The following is a 23,676-nucleotide window of genomic DNA, read 5'->3' on the forward strand; positions in this document are numbered from 1 at the left end:
CCGGCCGGGCATCGAGAGGTGTCTGGCCGGAGCTGTTTCGCACGACGCCCGCGAACGGAATCGGCGTGCCCGAGACCGCGCGCCCTCCGATGGCGCGCGCCCGAGCGCGCGCCCGTGCCTCCGGTCACGCCTGGTCCGTACGCCGCCACGCGGGGCCGCGTGCGAACAGTGCGTGGCCGTCGCGGTGCCGTTCGTGAGCGCGCGGTGCGCGTGGGGCCCCGGGGCCCTGGGGCCCATGAGCGGTGGCCGCGCGCCCGGCCCCCCGGCGACGGGCGGTCGTCGATCTCGTAGGGGGTCCTCGTACGGCCGGGGACCTCGTACGGCCGACCCCGTGCGGCTGACCTTGCACGGTCGCTCGCGTGCGATCGATCTCGTCCGTAAGGCCGTGCGCCGTCCTGGCCGAGCCTGTCGCGATCGTCCCTGCGGCTCTCCGTCCCCGCCCGGCCCGGTCTCGCCTCGTCCGGGTGACTTCCCTTCCGGGCCGGTCCCACCTCGTGCGGGTGGCGTTCCGGTCAGGTGCCACCTCGTCCGGGTGACATCCGGTTCCGGTCCAGCCTCGGCCGCGCGGCTTGTCGTCCCGGCCCGGCCTCGTCCAGATCGCTTCCCGTGGCGTCCGCCCGTCGCGTCCGAGACGGGCGTCCCCGTGTCTCGCGGTCCGGTGGTGCCTGCCCGCCGGCCCTCTCCCGCTCCCGCCCGACTGTCAGTGGTGCCCTCTACGGTTGTCGAAGTGGTGGCGGAGGAGGGGGCGTTGTGACGGTGAGCGAGGCGACGGGCGTGCGGGTGCCCGCGTGGCGCGGGGGATTCGGGCGCCTGTGGAGCGCGGCGGTGGTGTCGCGCTTCGGGGACGCGCTGCGCACCGCCGCACTGCCGCTGATCGCCGTGCGCCTCACGGACGACCCGTTCGTCATCGCGTCCGTCACCGCCTGTGGATACCTCCCGTGGCTGCTCTTCGGGCTGCTCGGCGGCGCGGTCGCGGACCGGGTGGACCAGCGCCGGGCGATGTGGGCCGTGGACACCCTGCGGGGCACCCTCGTCGCCTGTTTCGGCCTCGCCGTCGGCCTCGGCCACGCCTCGATCGGGCTGCTGATCGCGCTCGCCTTCGCCTTGACCAGCCTCCAGACCCTCTTCGACAACGCGTCCACGGCCCTGCTGCCGTCCCTGGTCGACAAAGAGGCCCTGGGCAGCGCCAACGCCCGGCTGATGACCGGTCAGCAGCTCGCCGGGGGCTTCCTGGCAGGCCCGTTCGTACCGCTGTTGCTCGCCGCCGGCGCCGCCGTGCCGTTCGTCGCCGACGCCGCCACCTATCTGCTGGCCGCCGCGCTCGTGGCGTCCCTGCGGATCGCGGCACCCGAGCGGGCGCCCCGGGCGGCCGGAAGCACCCTGCGGGCGGAGGTCGCCGAGGGGCTGCGCGCCCTGTGGCGCGACCGGGTGCTGCGTGCCGTCTGCACGGCCACGCTGCTGTGCAACATCGGCATGGGTGCCCTGATCGCCACGCTGGTACTGCACGTGACCGGCTGGCTGCACGCGGGAAACGCGGGCTTCGCCGCCGCGATGACGGCCTACTCGGCCGGAAGCCTGGCCGGTGGAGCACTACTGGCACAGCGTGTCGCACGCCGGTTCGGGCGCGTCCGCGGTCTGCTCCTGGGCGGAAGCGTCCAGACGGCGTCCCTCCTGCTCATCGGCACCGTCCGCCAGCTGGGTGCCCTCCTGCTGGGCATGGTGCTGCTCGGAGTGATGGGCATGGTGTGGAACGTCAACCAGGTCACGCTGATGCAGCAGCGCAGCCCCAAGGCCATGGTCGGCCGCATCAGCGCCGCCTTCCGCACCGCCTCCACCTCCGGAGCCCCGGTCGGCGCCCTGCTCGGCGGCACCGTCGCCGCGACGTACGGGCTGAACGGGCCCGCCCTGTTCGCGGCCGCGCTCTTCGCACTCGCCGTCGCTTCGCTGATACCCGCGCTCAAGCCGGACGTATCTGTTGTTGAGCCGGACGACGGCGTGACGACAGCTCACGTCAAGCCCTGATCAATTAGGTTGGGACCGGCAGCGGGGCGAGGTACGCAGCAGCACACGCAGGAGAGAAGGCGGAAGTCAGAGATGAACGCAGACACCCGTACCAGGCTCGACCGGACGCCCGAGTGGACCGCGCTGGGTGAGCACCGCGAGGAGCTCGCGGAGACCCATCTGCGGGACCTGTTCGCAGCCGACCCCGGGCGTGGGTCCGGGTACACCCTCCAGGTCGGCGACCTGCACGTGGACTACTCCAAGCACCTCGTCACGGACGAGACACTGCGGTTGCTGCGTGAGCTGGCCGTGGCCACTGATGTGTTCGGGCTGCGGGATGCGATGTTCCGTGGTGAGAAGATCAATGTGACCGAGGGGCGGGCGGTCCTGCACACCGCGTTGCGTGCGCCGCGGGACGCGGTGATCGAGGTGGACGGGGAGAACGTGGTCCCGGGGGTCCACGCGGTCCTCGACAGGATGGCGGCCTTCTCCGAGCGGGTGCGTTCGGGTGAGTGGACCGGTCATACCGGCCAGCGGATCAAGAACGTCGTGAACATCGGGATCGGCGGCTCCGATTTGGGTCCGGCGATGGCTCATGACGCGCTGCGGTCCTTCACCGACCGCGGTCTGGTGGTGCGGTTCGTGTCGAACGTGGACGGCGCCGACCTGCATGAGGCGGTGCGTGACCTGGATCCGGCCGAGACGCTGTTCATCATCGCGTCGAAGACGTTCACCACGATCGAGACGATCACGAACGCGACGTCGGCGCGGTCCTGGCTGCTGTCGGGGCTGAAGGCCGGTCCGGAGGCGGTCGCCCGGCACTTCGTGGCACTGTCGACCAACGCCGGGAAGGTCGCCGACTTCGGTATCGACACGAACAACATGTTCGAGTTCTGGGACTGGGTCGGCGGACGCTACTCCTTCGACTCGGCGATCGGCCTGTCGCTGATGATCGCGATCGGCCCGGACCGGTTCCGGGAGATGCTGGAGGGTTTCCACCTCGTCGACGAGCACTTCCGCACCGCGCCGCCCGAGTCCAACGCGCCTTTGCTGCTGGGCCTGCTGGGCATCTGGTACGGCAACTTCCACGACGCGCAGTCCCACGCCGTGCTGCCCTACTCCCACTACCTCAGCCGTTTCACCGCCTACCTCCAGCAGCTGGACATGGAGTCCAACGGCAAGTCCGTCGACCGGCAGGGCGAGCCGGTGGACTGGCAGACCGGACCGGTGGTGTGGGGCACTCCCGGCACCAACGGGCAGCACGCCTACTACCAGCTCATCCACCAGGGCACCAAGCTCATCCCGGCCGACTTCATCGGCTTCGCCAACCCGGTCGACGAGCTGGAGACGGGCCTGGCCGCCCAGCACGACCTGCTGATGGCCAACTTCTTCGCCCAGACCCAGGCCCTGGCCTTCGGCAAGACACCCGACGAGGTCCGCGCCGAGGGCGTGCCCGAGGACCTGGTGGCCCACAAGACGTTCCAGGGCAACCACCCCACCACCACGATCCTCGCCCGCGAACTGACCCCCTCCGTCCTGGGCCAGCTCATCGCCCTCTACGAACACAAGGTGTTCGTCCAGGGCGCCGTCTGGAACATCGACTCCTTCGACCAGTGGGGCGTCGAACTCGGCAAGGTCCTCGCCAAACGCATCGAACCCGCACTGACCGACGGCATCGAGGTACCCGGCCTCGACCCCTCCACCACGGCGCTGGTCGGCAAGTACCGCGAGCTGCGCAGCCGTTAGGCCCTGTGCGTGCGAACAGACGGGCGGTGGGGGCCGCCCGTCTGTTGGTGTTTCTCGGGTGCGAGTGGGTGGGGGCTGGTCGCGCAGTTCCCCGCGCCCCTTGAAAGCAATGTCCGCGCCCGGCACCTCCAGCCCGTCCGGAACGGACGCCGGGCAGGGACGGCGGGGGCGTACGACCCCTCGCTCGCCCCTACCCGGTCATGTCACGCCGAGGCCGGCGGATACAGCGAGCGCGGCAGCTGGGAAGCGGCCGCCGCGTCCAGCAGCCACAGCGTCCGCGAGCGCCCGTGGGCACCCGCCGCCGGAGCCTGTACCTCACCCGCGCCCGACAGGGCGATCGCCGCGGCCTGCGCCTTGTCCTCGCCGGCCGCGAGCAGCCACACCTCGCGGGCCGAGCGGATCGCGGGCAGCGTGAGCGAGATCCGGGTCGGCGGGGGCTTCGGCGCGCCGTGCACACCCACCACCATCCGCTCCGTCTCGCGCACCGCGGGCAGCTCGGGGAAGAGCGAGGCCACGTGCGTGTCCGGACCGACACCCAGCATCAGGACGTCGAAGGTCGGGACCGAACCGTGGTTCTCCGGCCCCGCGTCCTTCGCGAGCTCGGCGGCGTAGGCCTCGGCCGCCGCGTCCGCGTCCGCGCCGTGCGGGCCGTCGGACGCCGGCATCGGATGCACCCGTGCCGGGTCCAGCGGCACCGAGTCCAGCAGTGCCGCCCGGGCCTGGGTGTCGTTGCGTTCCGGGTCGCCCGCGGGCAGGAACCGCTCGTCGCCCCACCACAGGTCGAGCCGGCCCCAGTCGATGGCGTCCCGGGCGGGCTCGGCCGCGAGCGCCGCGAGGAGCCCGTTGCCGTTGCGGCCGCCGGTGAGGACCACCGAGGCGTAGCCGCGCGAGGCCTGCGCGTCCACGACCTTGGTGATCAGCCGAGCAGCCGCGGCCTGGGCCATCAGCTCCTTGTCGCGGTGCACGACAAGCTGTGGAGTGATCACTTGGAGGCCGCCTTCTTGGCCGGGGCCGAGGTGCCGGTCTTGGCGGCGGCCTTCTTGGCCGGTGCCTTGGCCGGCGCCTTGGCGGCGACCTTGACCGCCGTCCTGGCCGGAGCAGAGGTCTCGTCCGAGGACTCGTCCGACGAGGTGTTCAGCCGGTCCACCCCGTACCGCAGCGCCGAGGCGTACGTGTCGTCCGGGTCGAGCCGGCGCAGCTCCTCGGCGATCAGCTCGGACGTGTCGCGGCGCTTGAGCGCCACGGCACGGTCGGGCTGGCCTTCGATGGACAGCGTCGCGAGGGAGCCGTCGGCACGGTCCAGGACGATCGGGCCGCAGGTGGTCTCCATCCGGACGGCCGTGAGGCCGGGGCCCGACGACTGCGAACGCCTGACCGGGACGTTCAGCCGGTCCGCGAGCCACATGGCGAGCAGCTCGCAGCTCGGGTTGAACTCCTCGCCCTCCACCTCGACCGCGCTCACGTCGCAGACGACCTGGTCCAGGGCCGCGGCCAGCATCGAACGCCACGGTGTGATGCGGGTCCAGGAGAGGTCGGTGTCCCCGGGGGCGTAGGCGTCGGCGCGGGCGTTGAGCTCCCGTACCGGCGCCTCGGCCGCGTAGGTGTCCGTGACCCGGCGCTGGGCCAGCGCGCCCAGCGGGTCCTTCGCCGGGTCCAGCGGCGAGTTCACCGGCCACCAGACGACGACCGGCGCGTCCGGCAGCAGCAGGGGCAGGACGACCGAGTCCGCGTGGTCGACCACCTCGCCGTACAGCCGCAGCACGACGGTCTCGCCGGTGCCCGCCTCCGCGCCGACCCGCACCTCGGCGTCGAGGCGCGACTTGGTGCGGTCACGGGGCGAGCGCGAGACACGCCTGATGACCACGAGGGTGCGCGAGGGGTGCTCGCGCGAGGCCTCGTTGGCGGCCTTCAGGGCGTCGTAGGCGTTCTCCTCGTCGGTGACGATGACGAGGGTCAGGACCATGCCGACCGCGGGGGTGCCGATGGCCCGGCGGCCCTGCACGAGCGCCTTGTTGATCTTGCTGGCAGTGGAGTCGGTGAGGTCTATCTTCATGGGCGACGCCAGCTCCGTCCGTCTCGTTCGAGCATTTCGTCCGCCTCGACGGGGCCCCAGGTGCCCGAGGGGTACTGCGCGGGCTTGCCGTGCTTGTCCCAGTACTGCTCGATCGGGTCGAGGATCTTCCAGGACAGCTCGACCTCCTCCGTGCGCGGGAAGAGGTTCGAGTCGCCGAGCAGCACGTCGAGGATCAGTCGCTCGTACGCCTCCGGGCTGGACTCGGTGAACGACTCGCCGTAGGCGAAGTCCATCGAGACGTCCCGGATCTCCATGGAGGTGCCGGGCACCTTGGAGCCGAAGCGGACCGTGACGCCCTCGTCGGGCTGCACGCGGAAGACGATCGCGTTCTGGCCCAGCTCCTCCGTCGCCGTGTGGTCGAAGGGGGAGTGCGGGGCACGCTGGAAGACGACCGCGATCTCGGTGACACGACGGCCCAGCCGCTTGCCGGTCCTCAGATAGAACGGGACGCCCGCCCAGCGGCGGTTGTCCACCTCCACCTTGATCGCGGCGAAGGTGTCGGTCTTCGACTTGGGGTCGATACCGTCTTCCTGGAGATAGCCGACGGCCTTCTCGCCGCCCTGCCAGCCGGCCGCGTACTGCCCGCGGACGGTGTCGCGCCCCAGGTCCTTCGGGATCCGCACCGCGCCGAGCACCTTGGTCTTCTCCGCGGCGAGCGCGTCCGCGTCGAAGGACGAGGGCTCCTCCATGGCCGTCAGGGCCATCAGCTGGAGCAGGTGGTTCTGGATGACGTCACGGGCCGCGCCGATGCCGTCGTAGTAGCCCGCCCGGCCGCCGATGCCGATGTCCTCGGCCATGGTGATCTGCACATGGTCGACGAAGGACCGGTTCCAGATCGGCTCGAACATCGTGTTGGCGAAGCGGAGCGCCAGAATGTTCTGGACGGTCTCCTTGCCGAGGTAGTGGTCGATACGGAAGACCTGGTCCGAGGCGAAGACCTCGTGCACGATCGCGTTGAGTTCCTCGGCCGACTTCAGGTCGTGCCCGAAGGGCTTCTCGATGACCGCGCGCCGCCAGGAGCCCTTCGGCTGGTCGGCCAGGTGGTGCTTCTTCAGCTGCTTGATGACCACCGGGAAGGCGGACGGCGGCACGGAGAGGTAGAAGGCGAAGTTGCCGCCCGTGCCCTGTGCCTTGTCCAGCTCCTCGATCGTGGCGCGCAGCCGCTCGAACGCGTCGTCGTCGTCGAAGGTGCCCTGGACGAAGCGCATCCCCTGGATGAGCTGCTGCCAGACCTCCTCGCGGAACTCCGTACGGGCGTGTTCCTTGACGGCGTCGTGGACCTCCTGGGCGAAGTCCTCGTTCTTCCACTCGCGACGGGCGAAACCGACGAGCGAGAAGCCCGGCGGCAACAGTCCGCGATTGGCGAGGTCGTACACGGCGGGCATCAGCTTTTTACGTGACAAATCGCCCGTGACGCCGAAGATGACCAGGCCCGACGGCCCCGCGATACGCGGGAGCCGTCGGTCTGCGGGGTCACGCAGCGGGTTGCTGCTTGACAAGGTTTCAGCCCTCCGAAGGGGCGAGGCGCTGGAGCTCCGCCTCTGTGGACTTGAGCAGGTCGTTCCAGGACGCCGCGAACTTCTCGACGCCCTCGTCCTCCAGGAGCTGGACCACGTCGTCGTACGAGATCCCGAGCTTCTCGACCGCGTCGAGTTCGGCCTGGGACTGCTCGTACGTACCGGCGATCGTGTTGCCGGTGATCCGGCCGTGGTCCTCGGTGGCCTGCAGGGTGGCCTCCGGCATGGTGTTCACCGTGTTCGGCGCCACCAGGTCTTCGACGTACAGGGTGTCCTTGTACGCCGGGTCCTTCACACCGGTCGACGCCCACAGCGGGCGCTGCTTGTTCGCCTGCGCCTTGTCGAGGGCGGCCCAGCGCTCCGAGGAGAAGACCTCCTCGTACGCCTGGTAGGCGAGCCGGGCGTTGGCCAGGGCGGCCTTGCCGCGTGCGGCCTTGGCCTCGGGGGTGCCGAGGGCGTCGAGCCGCTTGTCGATCTCGGTGTCCACGCGGGACACGAAGAAGGACGCCACCGAGTGGATCTTGGAGAGGTCCAGGCCCGCGGCCTTAGCCTTCTCCAGCCCCGCCAGGTAGGCGTCCATGACCTCGCGGTAACGCTCCAGCGAGAAGATCAGCGTGACGTTGACGCTGATGCCCTTGCCGATGACCTCGGTGATCGCGGGCAGGCCCGCCTTGGTCGCCGGGATCTTGATGAGCGTGTTCGGGCGGTCCACCAGCCAGGCCAGCTGCTTGGCCTCGGCGACGGTCGCGGTGGTGTTGTGGGCCAGGCGCGGGTCGACCTCGATGGAGACCCGGCCGTCCTGGCCCTGCGTCGCGTCGAAGACCGGACGCAGGATGTCGGCGGCGTCACGGACGTCCGCCGTCGTGATCATGCGGATGGCCTCTTCGACCGTGACCTTGCGGGCGGCGAGCTCGGCGAGCTGCTGCTCGTAGCCGTCGCCGCTGCTGATCGCCTTCTGGAAGATCGACGGGTTGGTGGTGACGCCCACGACGTGCTGCTGGTCGATCAGTTCGGCGAGATTGCCGGACGTGATCCGCTTGCGCGACAGGTCGTCCAGCCAGATCGCGACGCCTTCCTCGGAGAGGCGCTTGAGTGCGTCTGTCATGGAAAATGCATCTCCTACGTGTCGTATGTCAGCGTCAGAGCTGGGCTGCGGCGATCGATTCCCGGGCGGCGGCGGCGACGTTCTCGGCAGTGAAGCCGTACTCGCGGAAGAGCACCTTGCCGTCGGCCGAAGCACCGAAGTGCTCCAGCGAAACAATGCGTCCCGCGTCCCCGACGAACCGGTACCAGGTCAGACCGATACCGGCCTCGACCGAGACCCGCGCGCGCACGGACGGCGGCAGCACACTCTCGCGGTAGGCCTGGTCCTGCTCGTCGAACCACTCCACGCACGGCATGGAGACGACCCGCGTCGGCACACCCCCGGCCTGGAGCTGCTCGCGCGCCTCCACGGCCACGTGCACCTCGGAACCGGTGGCGATGAGGATGACCTCGGGCTCGCCGCCCTCCGCCTCGAACAGGACGTAGCCGCCCTTCGCGGCGTCCTCGTTGCGGTCGTACGTGGGCACGCCCTGCCGGGTCAGCGTCAGCCCGTGCGGGGCGCCCTCGCCGAACACCTTGGTGTAGCGCTTCAGGATCTCGCGCCAGGCGATCGCGGTCTCGTTGGCGTCCGCGGGACGGACCACGTTGAGGCCGGGGATGGCGCGCAGTGAGGCGATGTGCTCGACCGGCTGGTGCGTCGGGCCGTCCTCACCGAGGCCGATCGAGTCGTGCGTCCAGACGTAGGTGACCGGCAGGTGCATCAGCGCGGACAGCCGCACCGAGTTGCGCATGTAGTCGGAGAACGTCAGGAACGTGCCGCCGTAGACGCGGGTGTTGCCGTGCAGCGTGATGCCGTTCATCTCCGCGGCCATGGAGTGCTCGCGGATACCGAAGTGGATCGTCCGCCCGTACGGGTTCGCGCCCGGCAGCGGGTTGTCGGCCGGCAGGAACGAGGAGTTCTTGTCGATCGTCGTGTTGTTCGAGCCCGCGAGGTCGGCGGAGCCGCCCCACAGCTCGGGGATGACCGCGCCGAGCGCCTGGAGCACCTTGCCGGACGCGGCACGGGTCGCGATGCTCTTGCCGGTCTCGAACGCCGGGAGCTTCTCCTCCCAGCCCGCCGGCAGCTCGCACGCGGCGATGCGGTCGAACTCGGCGGCACGCGCGGGCTGGGCGGTGCGCCACTCCTGGTAGCCCTTCTCCCACTCGGCCCGCTGCTCACGACCCCGGTCGAGTGCCTGACGGGTGTGGGCGAGGACCTCGTCGGCCACGGCGAACGACTGCTCCGGGTCGAAGCCCAGCACCCGCTTGGTCGCGGCCACCTCGTCGTCGCCCAGCGCCGAGCCGTGCGCGGCCTCGGTGTTCTGCGCGTTCGGGGCCGGCCAGGCGATGATCGACCGCATCGCGATGAACGACGGCTTGTCGGTCACCAGCTTGGCGGCCTGGATCGCGTTGTAGATGGCGTGCGGGTCGAGGTCGCCGTCCGGCTTCGGGGCCACCCGCTGCACATGCCAGCCGTAGGCCTCGTACCGCTTGACGGTGTCCTCGGAGACCGCCGTCTCCGTGTCACCCTCGATCGAGATGTGGTTGTCGTCCCACAGCAGGATCAGGTTGCCGAGCTCCTGGTGCCCGGCCATGGAGGACGCCTCCGCGGAGATGCCCTCCTGCAGGCAGCCGTCACCGGCGATGCAGTAGATGAAGTGGTCGAACGGGGACTCGCCCTGCGGTGCGTCCGGGTCGAACAGACCGCGCTCGTAGCGGGAGGCCATCGCGAAGCCCACCGCGTTGGCGACGCCCTGTCCCAGCGGACCCGTCGTGGTCTCCACACCGGGGGTGTGTCCGTACTCGGGGTGGCCCGGAGTGCGCGAGCCCCAGGTGCGGAAGGACTCCAGGTCGTCCAGCTCCAGGCCGAACCCGGCCAGGTAGAGCTGCGTGTAGAGCGTCAGGGACGAATGGCCCGCGGACAGCACGAAGCGGTCGCGTCCGGTCCAGTCGGGATCCGCCGGGTCGTGCCGCATCACCTTCTGGAAGAGGGTGTAGGCGGCAGGCGCCAGACTCATCGCCGTACCGGGATGGCCGTTGCCGACCTTCTGTACGGCATCGGCGGCCAGGACGCGGGCGGTGTCGACGGCCCGCTGGTCCAACTCGGTCCACTCGAGGTCTGTGGTGGTCGGCTTGGTGCTCACCCTGGGTCAGGGCTCCTCTCCACATGTCACGCATGTCGAATGCCGGTGCACTGGGCGCCCACCGGCCGTTGTCGAGCCTACCCCCGTAGGTACCTGCGTTTTTTCGAGTCATTCCAGACTGCCGGGACTCGGCGGAATCCGCCTCCCGACTGGTCCGTTCCGTCTTCGGCAACTGAATACGGAGCCGCTCGTAAGAGTGCTCAATCGAGCTCCCCGACGCCCGTTGTGCGGGCCCCGCCGAGGCGCTGGTCCGGGCGCCCCCAACACGACCCCACCCCCGCGAAGGCCGGGGTCTGGGCAACGTCTACAGTGGCGTGGTACGCGCGAGCCTTTACGGGGAGTTCACACCCGGGGGCTTGCTGGGATGTCTCTGTCAGGGGTGTGCGTGACGGCCGTCGAATCCCGTCCAGCGGGGGTGCTCGGGACGAGCAGCAGCCCGAGCCACCGGCCGTTCGGGGCCCGTGTGAAGGCATTCGTGGCGCTCACCAAGCCACGAATCATCGAACTGCTCCTGATCACCACCGTTCCGGTGATGTTCCTGGCCCAGCAGGGTGTACCGGACCTCAAGCTGGTCCTGCTCACCTGCCTCGGCGGCTATCTGTCCGCGGGCGGAGCCAACGCGCTCAACATGTACATCGACCGTGACATCGACGCCCTGATGGAGCGGACGTCGCAGCGTCCACTGGTCACCGGCATGGTCAGTCCCCGTGAGTGCCTGGCCTTCGGCATGGCGCTGGCGGTCGTCTCGACGCTGCTGTTCGGACTGACCGTCAACTGGCTGTCCGCGTGGCTGTCACTCGGAGCGCTCCTCTTCTACGTCGTCGTCTACACGATGCTCCTCAAGCGCCGTACGTCCCAGAACATCGTCTGGGGCGGCATCGCGGGCTGCCTCCCGGTCCTCATCGGCTGGTCGTCCGTCACGAACTCCCTGTCGTGGGCGCCGGTCATCCTCTTCCTCGTCATGTTCTTCTGGACGCCGCCGCACTACTGGCCGCTGTCCATGAAGGTGAAGGACGACTACGCGCGCGTGGGCGTGCCCATGCTGCCGGTCGTCGCCTCCAACAAGGTGGTCGCCCGCCAGATCGTCATCTACAGCTGGGTGATGGTCGGGGTCTCGCTGCTCCTCACCCCGCTGGGCTACACGGGGTGGTTCTACACGGTGGTCGCGCTGGCCGCCGGCGGGTTCTGGCTGTGGGAGGCGCACGGGCTGCAGAACCGCGCCAAGGCCGAGGTGACGGGCGGGAAGCTCAAGGAGATGCGGCTGTTCCACTGGTCGATCACCTATGTGTCGATCCTCTTCGTGGCCGTCGCGGTGGACCCCTTCCTCCACTAGCGGCCCCTGTGCCCGTCATCGCGGCGGACGGGGTGACCCCCCGCTCGAACCCCCGCTCGCACGAAGCCGAGAGCCTGAGGGTGCGTGGTCAAGGCCACGCACCCCGCCCGTCGCCGTTCGACCTACCCGTCGGTAGCATCCTGGCCATGGCAGACACCGAGCAGACTGACGAGACCACCGGCACCGTCCGGGACACCGGCGCCGAGCGCAAGGCGGCCAGGCTCGCCCGGCAGATCCGCGCCTTCGCCGACGAGCACGGCGGGGCCGAGGGCCAGGTGGCGTACATCGGGGAGCGCGGCGCGCGCGTCGTGCTCGTCGGCGGGGACGGCGGCTGGGGCGATCTGGTGGCGCCCAGCTACGCGATCGCCGAGGACGCCGTGAAGCAGGCGGGGATCACCGTTCACGAGGAGTTCGACGGGGAGTTCGCCGCGAAGGTGCGGACCGGACCGTACGAGTGGAAGCGGATGGCGGGGATCCAGCTGGGCGGCCCGCGCAACGACTGACCCGTTCGGGTGGCTCACCCCGGGCGGGACCTCACCCGATCGGCCGCGTGCGGGCCCGTGATGTCCGCGCCCCCGGCCGGCCCCGGGAGCCGTACCGACAGGGCACCGGTCCGGCCGTCGGCCCGGCCACCGGTCCGTGTCGCCGGCGGTCGCCGGACCCCACGAACGGCCGAGCGACGCGCCTGGAACGCGGGCGACCAACACCTGACGCCCGGCTCACCCGTTAGGACCTGAGGAAGAACGGTCCAGTCGCGCGGGGGAGTCCGGATGATCGAAACGCCGTCCCTGGTGGACCAGTACTGTCACGGGGTGCTGAGGACCGAGCTGGGCCTCGGCACCTTCGAGGCCCACCTCGCCAGAACCGAGGGGCCGCCGGCCCCCGGCACCACCCTCTTCGACACCCAGACCGGCTTCGCGGTACGCCGCTGGTGTCCGCCCCTGCTCGGCCTGGAGCCGCACTGCCCGCCCGCCCGCTATCTCGCCCGGCGGCGCGAACTCGGCGTCCTCGAAGCGGGCCGCAGACTGCTGCGCGGCAGTGGCGTCACCACCTTTCTCGTCGACACCGGGCTGCCCGGCGACCTGACCGGGCCGGGCGAGATGGCCTCCACCGGCGCCGCCGACGCCCACGAGATCGTCCGTCTGGAGCTGCTGGCCGAACAGGTGGCGGACACCTCCGGCACGGTCGAGTCCTTCCTCGCCAACCTCGCCGAGTCGGTCCACGGAGCCGCCGCGAACGCCGTCGCCTTCACCTCCGTGGCGGGCGGACGGCACGGCCTGGCGCTCGCTCCCGAACCCCCCGGGCCGGGTGAGGTACGGGGGGCGGCGGGCCGGTGGCTCGCGGACCGCCGGGTCGGCGGGGCGCTCAGCGACCCCGTCCTGCTGCGCCATCTGCTGTGGATCGCGGTCGCCTCGGGGCTGCCCCTCCAGCTCCACGCGGGTCTCGGCGAACCGGGCCTGCGGATCGACCGCACCGACCCCGTCCTGCTCACGGACTTCGCGCGCGCCACGGCCGGTCTCGGCACCGATCTCGTGCTGCTGCACGGCTACCCGTACCACCGGCACGCGGCGCACCTCGCCGGGGTCTTCCCGCACGTGTACGCCGACCTGGGAGCCGCACTGGTGCGCACCGGAGCCCGGGCCGCGGCCGTCCTCGCCGAGATCCTGGAGCTGGCCCCCTTCGGCAAGCTCCTCTTCTCCAGCGGAGCACATGGCCTGCCCGAACTTCATGTGGTCGGCGCACGCCTCTTCCGCGAGGCGCTCACCCGGGTGCTCGGCACCTGGGTCGCGGAGGGAGCCTGGTCGCCGTCGGACGCGCAGCGGGTGGCGGGGCTGATCGCCGCGGGGAACGCACGCCGGGTCTACGGGGTGCGGTGAACGGGGCGCACGAGGGGCAGTGAGCGGGCCGCACGAGGTGCGGTGAGGCGCTCCGCACAGGAGGCGGTGAGGCGGCGAAGGCGCTGTACGGGGTGCGGTGAAGGCGCTGTACACGGTGCGGCGGAGGGCAAGGAGGGCCTTCCGGCGCGCTCCGGCGGACTGGCCTGGACCTACCCGCGCCCCACGATCGACGCCGCGGTGGCCACGTACGAACCGCTCACGCGCGCGTGAGCGCCGATTCCGCGGCCGGCCCCGTCACGTCCGCCAAGAGGGCGGGCCGCTCGCGCAGTGACAGCAGGACGCGCAGCACGCCGATCCACACCAGGCAGGAGCCGAACATGTGCAGGCCCACCAGAGCCTCGGGAAGATCCGTGAAGTACTGGACGTAGCCGATGACGCCCTGCCCGAGCAGGATCAGGAACAGGTCGCGGGTGCGGTCCAGCGGGCCCCGGGGGGCGTCGACCGCCTTGAGGACGAACCACAGGGCGAAGGTCAGCGTGACCACGATCCAGGCCAGCACGGCGTGCAGCTTGGCGACGTTCTCCCAGCTGACGTGCATACGGTCGACCTCGCTCGAGTCGCCCGCGTGCGGACCCGCCCCGGTGACGACCGTTCCGACGGCGATCAGCACCACGGTCGCGGCGACCAGACACCACACGAGCTGCTGCACCGCCTTGCCGACCAGCGGGCGCGGCGCGGCGGAGCCCTCCCGGGTGCGCTGCCACATCACCGTCGCGACGGTGATCAGGGCGGTCGAGAGCAGGAAGTGCGCGGCGACCGTGTACGGGTTGAGGCCGACCAGGACGACGACGCCGCCGAGGATCGCGTTGCTCATGACGATCCAGAACTGCGCCCAGCCGAGCCGGGTGAGGTCGCGCCGCCACGGCTTCTCGGAGCGCGCGGCGATGATCGCCCAGCCCACCGCGGCACACAGCACGTAGGTCAGCATGCGGTTGGTGAACTCGATGACCCCGTGGAAGCCCATCGCGCTCGTCGTGGTGAGCGAGTCGTCGGTGCACTTGGGCCAGGTCGGGCAGCCGAGCCCCGAACCGGTCAGCCGTACCGCGCCGCCGGTGACCACGATGACCACGGACATGACCAGTGCGGCGAGGGCCGCCCGGCGGACCGTCCGTGCGGTCGGAGTCCAGCGTTCGGCGATGAAGGCGAGCGGGTTGCTCACGAGGGCTACGGCGTCGGCTCGGGTCACGTTTGGCACGCGCCCCATCGTAGGCGGCCGCTTGTGCACGCCTTCACGAGGGCCCCGGGCACCCGCGCGCGTCGCTGCTCACGGACCCCGCCGCGCGCCGCGCGAGAGCTCTCCCGCGCCCCCGCTCCCGGCCTACTCCCAGCGGAAGAAGCGTCCCGCGGCCGCCAGACCCACGACCGCCCAGACCGCCAGGATCCCCAGGTCCCCCCACGGCATGCCCGCACCGTGCTGGAGCACGTCCCGCAGGCCGTCCGAGAGCGCCGAGATCGGCAGCAGCCCCAGCACGTCCTGGACACCGGAGGGGAACTTGTCCATCGGGACGATGACCCCGCCGCCCACCAGCAGCAGCAGGAAGACGAGGTTCGCGGCGGCCAGGGTCGCCTCCGCCTTCAGCGTGCCGGCCATCAGCAGGCCGAGGCCCGAGAACGCGGCCGTGCCGAGGAGCAGCAGGAGCAGGACGGCCGCCGGGTTGCCGTGCGGTGACCAGCCGAGCGCGAAGGCGATCACTGTCAGCAGGACGACCTGGAGGACCTCCGTGACCAGCACGGACACCGTCTTCGCGGTCATCAGACCCCAGCGGGGGAGCGGGGAGGCGGCGAGCCGCTTCAGCACGCCGTAGCGCCGCTCGAAGCCGGTGGCGATGGCCTGGCCGGTGAAGGCCGTCGACATCACCGCGAGCGCCAGGATGCCGGGGGTGAGGAAGTCGACCGCCGCGCCCTTGCCGGTGTCGACGATGTCCACCGACCCGAACAGGACCAGCAGGAGGGTCGGGATGACGACCGTGAGGAGGAGCTGCTCGCCGTTGCGCAGCAGCATCCTCGTCTCGAGTGCGGCCTGTGCGCCGATCATGCGGGGCAGCGGGGCCGCCCCCGGGCTCGGGGTGTAGGTGCCGGCGGTGGTCACGAACGCAGCTCCTTGCCGGTCAGTTCCAGAAACACGTCTTCGAGGGTGTGCCGCTCGACGGAGATCTTCTCCGGCATCACCCCGTGCTGCGCGCACCAGGAGGTGACGGTGGCCAGCAGCTGCGGATCGACCTTCCCGCCCACCCGGTAGGAGCCGGGAGTCAGTTCGGCCGCCGTGCAGTCCGCCGGGAGGGCCTTCAGCAGGGAGCCGACGTCGAGACCGGGGCGGCCGGTGAACCGCAGGGTGTTCTCGGCGCCGCCGCGGCACAGCTCCTCCGGGGAGCCCTGTGCGATGACCCGGCCGGCGTCGATGATCGCGACGTCGTCGGCGAGCTGCTCGGCCTCGTCCATGTGGTGCGTGGTGAGGACGACCGAGACCCCGTCGGTCCGCAGGTCGCGGACCAGGTCCCAGGTGGCCCGGCGGGCCTGCGGGTCGAGGCCGGCGGTCGGCTCGTCGAGGAAGACCAGCTCGGGGCGGCCGACCACGGCCATCGCGAGCGCGAGGCGCTGCTGCTGGCCGCCGGACAGCCGCCGGTAGGTCGTACGGCCACAGCTTTCGAGGCCCAGGCGCGCTATGAGCGCGTCCACGTCCAGGGGACGGGCGTGGAGCTTCGCCACGTGCCGGAGCATCTCGTCGGCCCGCGCGCCGGAGTAGACCCCGCCCGACTGGAGCATCACGCCGATACGGGTGTGCAGCTCGCCGGACTGTCTCACCGGGTCGAGGCCCAGGACGCGCACCGTGCCGGAATCCGGCCTCCGGTACCCCTCGCAGGTCTCGACCGTGGTCGTCTTGCCCGCACCGTTGGGACCGAGTACGGCGGTGATGCCCGCCCTGGCCACCAGGTCGAGGCCGTCCACCGCGGTCTTCGTGCCGTACCGCTTCACCAGGGCCTGGACCTGGAGCACGGGCTCGCTTCGCATGAGGCGCAAGTCTAGGGACGTCGTCGGGGCCCGCGGGCGCCGGGGGCCGCATCCGGGAAGGGCGCACCGGGGCGGTGCAGCGCGAGCCAGCGCTCCGCGTACGCCACCGCGTCGGCGACCGGGAACAGGCGTACGTCGGCCGCGCCCACCCGGCCGCGTACGACGGGGCGGTCCCGCTCGAAGTCCGAGCCCAGCTGGTCGAAGCGGTCGGAGTCGATCGCGACCTCCGTGACCACCTCCCACCGGGTCGCTCCCCGGGCCGTCCGCACCGGGCGTCCGACCTCGACGAGCGGCGCCGGTATGCGGTACTCGGCGAGGTGGAAGCTGGTGCAGGTGTCGTAGCCCGTGCCGAGCAGGAGCACCCGGGCGCCGAGGGCCTCCAGCCGGGCCAGCGGGCTGCGCTCACCCAGCCGGCAGTCCGGGGCGTGGCCGTCGACGATCCCCGCCGCGCGCGGGCCGACGGCCGCGAAGGAGGTCTGCGGGTGCGCGCTGCGCAGGGCGCCGGGCCAGGTGCGGACGGTCTCCGGGATCACGCCGAGCCCGCGGGTGGGGGTGACGAGGGGGTCGTAGGCGGGCATCGTCGCCCGAATGGCCGACCACCACTCCTCGGGTACCGGCGGGCGGCTCCACAGGGCGGGGTCGGACAGGTCGCCGGACTGCGTGGGGACCACCAGCGTGCCGTCGGGACCGAGCGCGTCGAGCAGGCCCTGGACGACCGCGACCGGGCCGCCGTTCACCCAGCCGAGGGAACGGAGCGAGGAGTGCACGAGGAGCGCCTCGCCGGGCCGGACACCGAGCGCGCGAAGCTCCGCCGCGAGGGTGCCCCGGGTGACGAGTGGGCCGGTGGGAGGGGGTGTCGACATGCTTCGCGAGTGTCCCCGAGACCTCGTCCCGATGCCACCGAATTGATCGATCAATGATCGTTTCCGCAGGTCAGCTTAGGCAAGCCTAAGTGATGCAGCGCACCGTCCGCCCCCTGGGACGCGGCTTGTCAGGCCCTGAGGAATTACGCAACAATGGCGTTGTGAAAAACGTTGGCGAGGCTCGGGAGACCCCCACGGGGGCCCCGCAGGAGGAACTCGCGACCGGTGAGCGGTCCACCCGCAACCGGGTCGCGCGGTCCATCCTGGACCACGGCCCGTCGACGGTGGCCGACCTCGCGGGACGGCTGGGACTGACCCAGGCCGCCGTGCGCCGCCACCTCGACGCGCTCGTCGCCGACGACGTCGTGGAAGCACGTGAGCAGCGGGTCTACGGCGCGCGGACGCGCGGCCGTCCCGCCAAGGTGTTCGCCCTGACCGACTGCGGCCGGGACGCCTTCGACCAGTCCTACGACACGCTCGCCGCGGACGCCCTGCGCTGGATCGCGGAGCGCGAGGGCGGGGACGAGGCGATCGTCGCCTTCGCCCGCGCCAGGATCGCCGCCCAGGCGGACGCGTACCGCGAGGTCATCGAGTCCGCGGCACCCGAAGGGCGGACCGAAGCCCTGGCCAAGGCCCTGAGTGCGGACGGGTACGCTGCTACGGCGCGTAGCGCACCGGTCGGCGAGCAGCTCTGCCAGCACCACTGCCCGGTCGCGCATGTCGCCGAGCAGTTCCCGCAGCTGTGCGAGGCGGAGACGGAGTTCTTCTCCCAGCTGCTCGGCACACATGTCCAGCGACTGGCCACCATCGCCCACGGCGACGGTGTGTGCACGACGTTCATCCCCAAGATTTCCAAGTCCGATCAGCGCGATCCCAACGCATCTGCAAGCACCGCCGGGAGGAACCCCGCATGACGCTCCCCATCGAGGAGACTGCCCACCCCGAGCTCGAGGGTCTGGGTACGTACGAATACGGTTGGGCCGACTCCGACGTGGCCGGTGCCTCTGCCAAGCGCGGCATCAACGAGGACGTCGTCCGCGACATCTCCGCGAAGAAGAACGAGCCGGAGTGGATGACCAAGCTCCGCCTCAAGGGCCTGCGCCTCTTCGAGAAGAAGCCCATGCCCAACTGGGGCTCGGACCTGTCGGGCATCGACTTCGACAACATCAAGTACTTCGTGCGCTCCACGGAGAAGCAGGCGGAGTCCTGGGAGGACCTGCCCGAGGACATCAAGAACACGTACGACAAGCTCGGCATCCCGGAGGCGGAGAAGCAGCGCCTCGTCGCGGGTGTCGCGGCCCAGTACGAGTCCGAGGTCGTCTACCACCAGATCCGTGAGGACCTGGAGGAGCAGGGCGTCATCTTCCTGGACACCGACACCGCCCTCAAGGAGCACCCGGAGCTCTTCAAGGAGTACTTCGGCACGGTCATCCCGGTCGGCGACAACAAGTTCGCGTCGCTGAACACCGCGGTGTGGTCCGGCGGCTCCTTCATCTACGTGCCGAAGGGTGTGCACGTCGAGATCCCGCTCCAGGCCTACTTCCGTATCAACACGGAGAACATGGGCCAGTTCGAGCGGACGCTGATCATCGTCGACGAGGACGCCTACGTCCACTACGTCGAGGGCTGTACGGCGCCGATCTACAAGTCGGACTCCCTGCACTCCGCGGTCGTCGAGATCATCGTGAAGAAGGGCGCCCGCTGCCGTTACACGACCATCCAGAACTGGTCGAACAACGTCTACAACCTGGTCACCAAGCGTGCCGTGGCGTACGAGGGCGCGACCATGGAGTGGATCGACGGCAACATCGGCTCCAAGGTCACCATGAAGTACCCGGCCGTCTACCTGATGGGCGAGCACGCCAAGGGCGAGACGCTGTCCATCGCCTTCGCGGGCGAGGGCCAGCACCAGGACGCCGGCTCCAAGATGGTCCACATGGCGCCGAACACCTCGTCGAACATCGTCTCCAAGTCGGTGGCACGCGGCGGTGGCCGTACCTCGTACCGCGGTCTGGTCGAGATCGGCGAGGGCGCCCACGGCTCGAAGTCCAACGTGCTGTGCGACGCGCTGCTCGTCGACACGATCTCCCGCTCGGACACGTACCCGTACGTCGACGTCCGCGAGGACGACGTGTCCATGGGCCACGAGGCGACGGTCTCCAAGGTCTCCGAGGACCAGCTCTTCTACCTGATGAGCCGGGGCATGACCGAGTTCGAGGCGATGGCGATGATCGTGCGCGGCTTCGTCGAGCCGATCGCCAAGGAACTGCCGATGGAGTACGCCCTCGAACTCAACCGGCTGATCGAGCTGCAGATGGAAGGCTCGGTCGGTTAAACGCCGCCTTCCGGAGAACAGCTGGTGGCCCGCCTCTCCCGGCGGGCCCGAGGATCTCAACCGACGCAGGAAAGAGAGCAGACCGACAGCCATGGCCGAGGCTCAGAACTCCCCCACCCTCAACTCCGTTCGGGCGGGGGGACCCCCACCGCTGGGTTCCACCACCGCCGGGCAGATCGCGGTGGCCGCCGAGTCGACCGTCGCCACACGCATGAGCGCGCCCCCGTCCTTCGACGTGGCGGACTTCCCGGTCCCCAACGGCCGCGAGGAGGAGTGGCGGTTCACGCCGCTGGAGCGCCTGCGCGGGCTGCACGACGGCACCGCGGTCGCCACCGGTGACGGCGTGAAGGTCGACATCGACGCGCCCGAGGGCGTCATCGTGGAGACCGTCGGCCGCGACGACGCCCGGCTGGGCGCGGCGGGCACCCCCGTCGACCGCGTCGCCGCCCAGGCGTACTCGGCGTTCGAGAAGGCCGGTGTCGTCACCGTCCCCAAGGAGACGGTGCTCACCGAGCCGATCCGCATCGCCGTGCACGGCGAGGGCGGGGTCGCCTACGGCCACCAGGTCGTCGAGCTCGGAGCCTTCGCCGAGGCCGTCGTCGTCATCGACCACACGGGCGACGCGGTGCTCGCCGCCAACGTCGACTTCGTGCTGGGCGACGGAGCCAAGCTCACCGTCGTCTCCGTCCAGGACTGGGACGACAGCGCCGTGCACGTGGGCCAGCACAACGCCCTGATCGGCCGGGACGCCACCTTCAAGTCGTTCGTGGTCACCTTCGGCGGCGACGTCGTACGCCTGCACCCGCGGGTCGCCTACGCCGGCACCGGCGGCGAGGCCGAGCTGTTCGGCCTGTACTTCACGGACGCCGGCCAGCACCAGGAGCACCGCCTCCTGGTGGACCACAACACCCCGCACTGCAAGTCCAACGTCATGTACAAGGGCGCGCTCCAGGGCGACGGCGCCCACGCGGTGTGGATCGGTGACGTCCTCATCGAGGCCAAGGCCGAGGGCACGGACACCTACGAGATGAACCGCAACCTGGTTCTGACCGACGGCGCCCGGGTCGACTCCGTGCCGAACCTGGAGATCGAGACGGGCGAGATCGTCGGCGCCGGTCACGCCTCCGCCACCGGCCGCTTCGACGACGAGCAGCTCTTCTACCTGATGGCCCGCGGCATCCCGGCCGACGAGGCCCGCCGCCTCGTCGTCCGCGGCTTCTTCGCCGGACTGGTCCAGCAGATCGGCGTCGACGACATCGAAGAGCGGCTTCTCGTGAAGATCGACGAGGAGCTGGAGGCGTCGCTCTGATGACCGCCTCGACGACGTTCGTACGCGCCTGTGGGCTGAGCGAGCTGGAGGAGGACACCCCGAAGCGGGTGGAACTCGACGGCACGCCGGTCTCGGTCGTGAAGACCGAGGGGGAGGTGTTCGCGATCAACGACATCTGCTCGCACGCGAACGTCTCGCTCTCCGAGGGCGAGGTGGAGGACTGTCAGATCGAGTGCTGGCTGCACGGCTCCGCGTTCGACCTCCGCACCGGCAAACCGTCCGGCCTTCCCGCGACGCGCCCCGTCCCCGTTTACCCCGTAAAGATCGAAGGGGACGATGTGCTCGTCTCCCTCTCCCAGGAGTCCTGAGGAACCCATGGCTACGCTTGAAATCCACGACCTGCACGTCACCGTCGAGGCCGACAACGCCACGAAGGAGATCCTCAAGGGCGTCGACCTCACCGTCCGGCAGGGCGAGACGCACGCCATCATGGGCCCCAACGGCTCGGGCAAGTCGACCCTCGCCTACTCGCTCGCGGGCCACCCGAAGTACACGATCACCGGTGGCACCGTGACCCTCGACGGCGAGGACGTCCTGGAGATGTCCGTCGACGAGCGCGCCCGCGCGGGCCTGTTCCTGGCGATGCAGTACCCGGTCGAGATCCCCGGTGTCTCCGTCTCGAACTTCCTGCGCACCTCCGCCACCGCCGTCCGCGGCGAGGCCCCCAAGCTGCGTACGTGGGTGAAGGAGGTCAAGGAGACCATGGAGCGCCTCTCCATGGACCCCGCCTTCGCCGAGCGCAACGTGAACGAGGGCTTCTCCGGCGGTGAGAAGAAGCGCCACGAGATCCTTCAGCTGGAGCTTCTCAAGCCGAAGATCGCGATTCTCGACGAGACCGACTCCGGCCTGGACGTCGACGCCCTGCGCGTCGTCTCCGAGGGCGTGAACCGCGTCCGCGAGACCGGCGAGGTGGGCACCCTGCTCATCACGCACTACACGCGCATCCTGCGCTACATCAAGCCTGACTTCGTCCACGTCTTCTCCGCCGGTCGGATCGTCGAGTCCGGCGGTGCCGAGCTCGCCGACAAGCTGGAGAACGAGGGCTACGAGGCCTACACGAAGGGTGGCGTATCAGCGTGACGCAGCTGCCGGGCCTCCTCGACACCGAGGCGATCCGCAAGGACTTCCCCATCCTGGACCGACAGGTCCACGACGGCCGGAAGCTCGTGTACCTGGACAACGCGGCGACTTCGCAGAAGCCGCGCCAGGTGCTGGACGCCCTCAGTGGTTACTACGAGCAGTACAACGCCAACGTCCACCGCGGTGTGCATGTGCTCGCCGAGGAGGCCACGGCGCTGTACGAGGGCGCGCGCGACAAGGTCGCCGCGTTCATCAACGCGCCGAGCCGCGACGAGGTGATCTTCACCAAGAACGCCTCCGAGTCGCTCAACCTCGTGGCCAACATGCTCGGCTGGGCCGACGAGCCCTACCGGGTCGACCACGAGACCGAGATCGTCATCACGGAGATGGAGCACCACTCCAACATCGTCCCGTGGCAGCTGCTGGCGCAGCGCACGGGCGCGAAGCTGAAGTGGTTCGGCCTGACCGACGACGGCCGTCTCGACCTCTCGAACATCGACGAGATCATCACCGAGAAGACGAAGATCGTCTCCTTCGTGCTGGTGTCGAACATCCTGGGCACCGTGAACCCGGTCGAGGCGATAGTGCGCCGCGCCCAGGAGGTCGGCGCGCTGGTCTGCATCGACGCCTCCCAGGCCGCTCCGCACATGCCGCTGGACGTGCAGGCCCTCCAGGCCGACTTCGTCGCCTTCACCGGCCACAAGATGTGCGGCCCGACGGGCATCGGCGTCCTCTGGGGCCGCCAGGAGCTGCTGGAGGACCTGCCCCCGTTCCTGGGCGGCGGCGAGATGATCGAGACGGTGTCGATGCACTCGTCGACGTACGCCCCGGCGCCCCACAAGTTCGAGGCGGGCACCCCGCCGATCGCCCAGGCGGTCGGTCTCGGTGCGGCGATCGACTACCTGAACTCGATCGGCATGGACAAGATCCTCGCCCACGAGCACGCGCTCACCGAGTACGCGGTGAAGCGGCTCACCGAGGTTCCCGACCTGCGGATCATCGGCCCGACCACGGCCGAGGACCGCGGCGCGGCGATCTCGTTCACGCTGGGTGACATCCACCCGCACGACGTGGGCCAGGTCCTGGACGAGCAGGGCATCGCCGTCCGGGTCGGACACCACTGCGCGCGCCCGGTCTGCCTGCGGTACGGAATTCCTGCGACCACGCGAGCGTCGTTCTACCTGTACTCCACGCCGGCCGAGATCGACGCTCTGGTCGACGGCCTGGAGCACGTCCGGAACTTCTTCGGCTGAGGGGCTGGCT

The 23,676-nt window shown here is 70.3% G+C and carries 20 protein-coding genes; 11 read left to right on the plus strand and 9 right to left on the minus strand.

From position 1 onward, the window contains the following. Window positions 1-750 precede the first annotated feature (750 nt). The gene (locus tag OG199_RS31095; protein ID WP_405832265.1) at window positions 751-2,022 is read left to right on the plus strand and encodes an MFS transporter; all 1,272 of its coding nucleotides are present in this window, start codon (window positions 751-753) and stop codon (window positions 2,020-2,022) included. 72 nt (window positions 2,023-2,094) lie between these two features. Beyond that, complete coding sequence (gene pgi / locus OG199_RS31100) at window positions 2,095-3,747, plus strand: glucose-6-phosphate isomerase (RefSeq protein WP_405832267.1); 1,653 nt, start codon at window positions 2,095-2,097, stop codon at window positions 3,745-3,747. Window positions 3,748-3,950: 203 nt separating this feature from the next. On the opposite strand, the gene pgl is transcribed toward pgi, so the two are convergent. From pgl to tkt, 5 genes are read right to left on the minus strand one after another with little or no spacing between them, the layout of a single operon-like run. Next, window positions 3,951-4,733 carry a 6-phosphogluconolactonase gene (pgl, locus tag OG199_RS31105; RefSeq protein WP_356800812.1) on the minus strand — a complete coding sequence of 261 codons (783 nt, stop codon included), beginning with the start codon at window positions 4,731-4,733 and terminating at the stop codon, window positions 3,951-3,953. Further along, window positions 4,730-5,800 carry a glucose-6-phosphate dehydrogenase assembly protein OpcA gene (gene opcA, locus OG199_RS31110; RefSeq protein WP_356800813.1) on the minus strand — a complete coding sequence of 357 codons (1,071 nt, stop codon included), beginning with the start codon at window positions 5,798-5,800 and terminating at the stop codon, window positions 4,730-4,732. Before opcA ends, pgl begins: the two co-directional genes overlap by 4 nt. Then, window positions 5,797-7,320: a glucose-6-phosphate dehydrogenase gene (gene zwf, locus OG199_RS31115; RefSeq protein WP_356800814.1), complete on the minus strand. Its 1,524-nt coding sequence runs from the start codon at window positions 7,318-7,320 to the stop codon at window positions 5,797-5,799. The genes opcA and zwf overlap by 4 nt, the downstream gene beginning before the upstream one ends. Window positions 7,321-7,324: 4 nt before the next feature. Next, window positions 7,325-8,443, minus strand: coding sequence for a transaldolase (tal, locus tag OG199_RS31120; RefSeq protein ID WP_405832270.1), 1,119 nt, complete (start codon window positions 8,441-8,443; stop codon window positions 7,325-7,327). Between the two features lie 34 nt (window positions 8,444-8,477). Continuing rightward, a complete protein-coding gene (gene tkt / locus OG199_RS31125; protein WP_356800816.1) occupies window positions 8,478-10,565 on the minus strand; it encodes a transketolase in 2,088 nt (695 codons plus the stop codon). A 379-nt stretch (window positions 10,566-10,944) separates the two neighbouring features. Between tkt and OG199_RS31130 the strand changes: the two genes are divergently transcribed. From OG199_RS31130 to OG199_RS31140, 3 genes are all read left to right on the plus strand, one after another. After that, window positions 10,945-11,898, plus strand: a complete 954-nt coding sequence (locus OG199_RS31130) for a heme o synthase (protein ID WP_356800842.1) — start codon at window positions 10,945-10,947, stop codon at window positions 11,896-11,898. Between the two features lie 146 nt (window positions 11,899-12,044). Continuing rightward, a complete protein-coding gene (locus tag OG199_RS31135; protein WP_401809888.1) occupies window positions 12,045-12,401 on the plus strand; it encodes a hypothetical protein in 357 nt (118 codons plus the stop codon). Window positions 12,402-12,668: 267 nt separating this feature from the next. Next, window positions 12,669-13,775, plus strand: a complete 1,107-nt coding sequence (locus OG199_RS31140) for an amidohydrolase family protein (RefSeq protein WP_356800818.1) — start codon at window positions 12,669-12,671, stop codon at window positions 13,773-13,775. 217 nt (window positions 13,776-13,992) lie between these two features. Here the strand turns inward: OG199_RS31140 and OG199_RS31145 are convergent, their stop codons facing one another. The 4 genes from OG199_RS31145 to OG199_RS31160 form a co-directional block, all read right to left on the minus strand. After that, complete coding sequence (locus OG199_RS31145; RefSeq protein WP_405832273.1) at window positions 13,993-15,000, minus strand: COX15/CtaA family protein; 1,008 nt, start codon at window positions 14,998-15,000, stop codon at window positions 13,993-13,995. Between the two features lie 114 nt (window positions 15,001-15,114). Continuing rightward, window positions 15,115-15,831, minus strand: a complete 717-nt coding sequence (locus tag OG199_RS31150; protein WP_266705845.1) for an ABC transporter permease — start codon at window positions 15,829-15,831, stop codon at window positions 15,115-15,117. A 50-nt stretch (window positions 15,832-15,881) separates the two neighbouring features. Next, window positions 15,882-16,805, minus strand: coding sequence for an ABC transporter ATP-binding protein (locus OG199_RS31155; RefSeq protein ID WP_405832274.1), 924 nt, complete (start codon window positions 16,803-16,805; stop codon window positions 15,882-15,884). Window positions 16,806-16,816: 11 nt separating this feature from the next. Beyond that, on the minus strand, window positions 16,817-17,668 hold the full coding sequence (locus OG199_RS31160) for an AAC(3) family N-acetyltransferase (protein WP_356800821.1): 852 nt from the start codon (window positions 17,666-17,668) through the stop codon (window positions 16,817-16,819). Window positions 17,669-17,829: 161 nt separating this feature from the next. Between OG199_RS31160 and OG199_RS31165 the strand changes: the two genes are divergently transcribed. The 6 genes from OG199_RS31165 (at window position 17,830) to OG199_RS31190 (ending at window position 23,666) form a co-directional block, all read left to right on the plus strand. Next, window positions 17,830-18,582 carry a metalloregulator ArsR/SmtB family transcription factor gene (locus OG199_RS31165; RefSeq protein WP_168527547.1) on the plus strand — a complete coding sequence of 251 codons (753 nt, stop codon included), beginning with the start codon at window positions 17,830-17,832 and terminating at the stop codon, window positions 18,580-18,582. Beyond that, window positions 18,579-20,003, plus strand: a complete 1,425-nt coding sequence (gene sufB / locus OG199_RS31170) for a Fe-S cluster assembly protein SufB (protein ID WP_266698303.1) — start codon at window positions 18,579-18,581, stop codon at window positions 20,001-20,003. Before OG199_RS31165 ends, sufB begins: the two co-directional genes overlap by 4 nt. Before the next feature lie 91 nt (window positions 20,004-20,094). Further along, a complete protein-coding gene (gene sufD, locus OG199_RS31175; RefSeq protein ID WP_356800822.1) occupies window positions 20,095-21,312 on the plus strand; it encodes a Fe-S cluster assembly protein SufD in 1,218 nt (405 codons plus the stop codon). Next, window positions 21,312-21,641, plus strand: a complete 330-nt coding sequence (locus tag OG199_RS31180) for a bifunctional 3-phenylpropionate/cinnamic acid dioxygenase ferredoxin subunit (protein WP_168527544.1) — start codon at window positions 21,312-21,314, stop codon at window positions 21,639-21,641. The genes sufD and OG199_RS31180 overlap by 1 nt, the downstream gene beginning before the upstream one ends. A gap of 7 nt (window positions 21,642-21,648) precedes the next feature. Next, complete coding sequence (gene sufC / locus OG199_RS31185; protein WP_356800823.1) at window positions 21,649-22,413, plus strand: Fe-S cluster assembly ATPase SufC; 765 nt, start codon at window positions 21,649-21,651, stop codon at window positions 22,411-22,413. Further along, complete coding sequence (locus OG199_RS31190; RefSeq protein WP_266698301.1) at window positions 22,410-23,666, plus strand: cysteine desulfurase; 1,257 nt, start codon at window positions 22,410-22,412, stop codon at window positions 23,664-23,666. Before sufC ends, OG199_RS31190 begins: the two co-directional genes overlap by 4 nt. The last annotated feature ends 10 nt before the right edge of the window (window positions 23,667-23,676 follow it).

It is taken from the genome of Streptomyces sp. NBC_01176 (assembly GCF_045039825.1).
GTDB lineage: Bacteria > Actinomycetota > Actinomycetes > Streptomycetales > Streptomycetaceae > Streptomyces.

Excerpts from the sequence above, each read along its gene's own strand:
- pgi (WP_405832267.1), top strand. The coding sequence starts at position 2,095 with ATGAACGCAGACACCCGTACCAGGCTCGACCGGACGCCCGAGTGGACC.
- OG199_RS31155 (WP_405832274.1), bottom strand. The coding sequence starts at position 16,805 with ATGCGAAGCGAGCCCGTGCTCCAGGTCCAGGCCCTGGTGAAGCGGTAC.
- OG199_RS31145 (WP_405832273.1), bottom strand. The coding sequence starts at position 15,000 with ATGGGGCGCGTGCCAAACGTGACCCGAGCCGACGCCGTAGCCCTCGTG.
- sufD (WP_356800822.1), top strand. The coding sequence starts at position 20,095 with ATGGCCGAGGCTCAGAACTCCCCCACCCTCAACTCCGTTCGGGCGGGG.
- sufC (WP_356800823.1), top strand. The coding sequence starts at position 21,649 with ATGGCTACGCTTGAAATCCACGACCTGCACGTCACCGTCGAGGCCGAC.
- opcA (WP_356800813.1), bottom strand. The coding sequence starts at position 5,800 with ATGAAGATAGACCTCACCGACTCCACTGCCAGCAAGATCAACAAGGCG.
- OG199_RS31180 (WP_168527544.1), top strand. The coding sequence starts at position 21,312 with ATGACCGCCTCGACGACGTTCGTACGCGCCTGTGGGCTGAGCGAGCTG.
- OG199_RS31150 (WP_266705845.1), bottom strand. The coding sequence starts at position 15,831 with ATGATCGGCGCACAGGCCGCACTCGAGACGAGGATGCTGCTGCGCAAC.
- tal (WP_405832270.1), bottom strand. The coding sequence starts at position 8,443 with ATGACAGACGCACTCAAGCGCCTCTCCGAGGAAGGCGTCGCGATCTGG.
- OG199_RS31140 (WP_356800818.1), top strand. The coding sequence starts at position 12,669 with ATGATCGAAACGCCGTCCCTGGTGGACCAGTACTGTCACGGGGTGCTG.
- OG199_RS31160 (WP_356800821.1), bottom strand. The coding sequence starts at position 17,668 with ATGTCGACACCCCCTCCCACCGGCCCACTCGTCACCCGGGGCACCCTC.
- sufB (WP_266698303.1), top strand. The coding sequence starts at position 18,579 with ATGACGCTCCCCATCGAGGAGACTGCCCACCCCGAGCTCGAGGGTCTG.
- OG199_RS31135 (WP_401809888.1), top strand. The coding sequence starts at position 12,045 with ATGGCAGACACCGAGCAGACTGACGAGACCACCGGCACCGTCCGGGAC.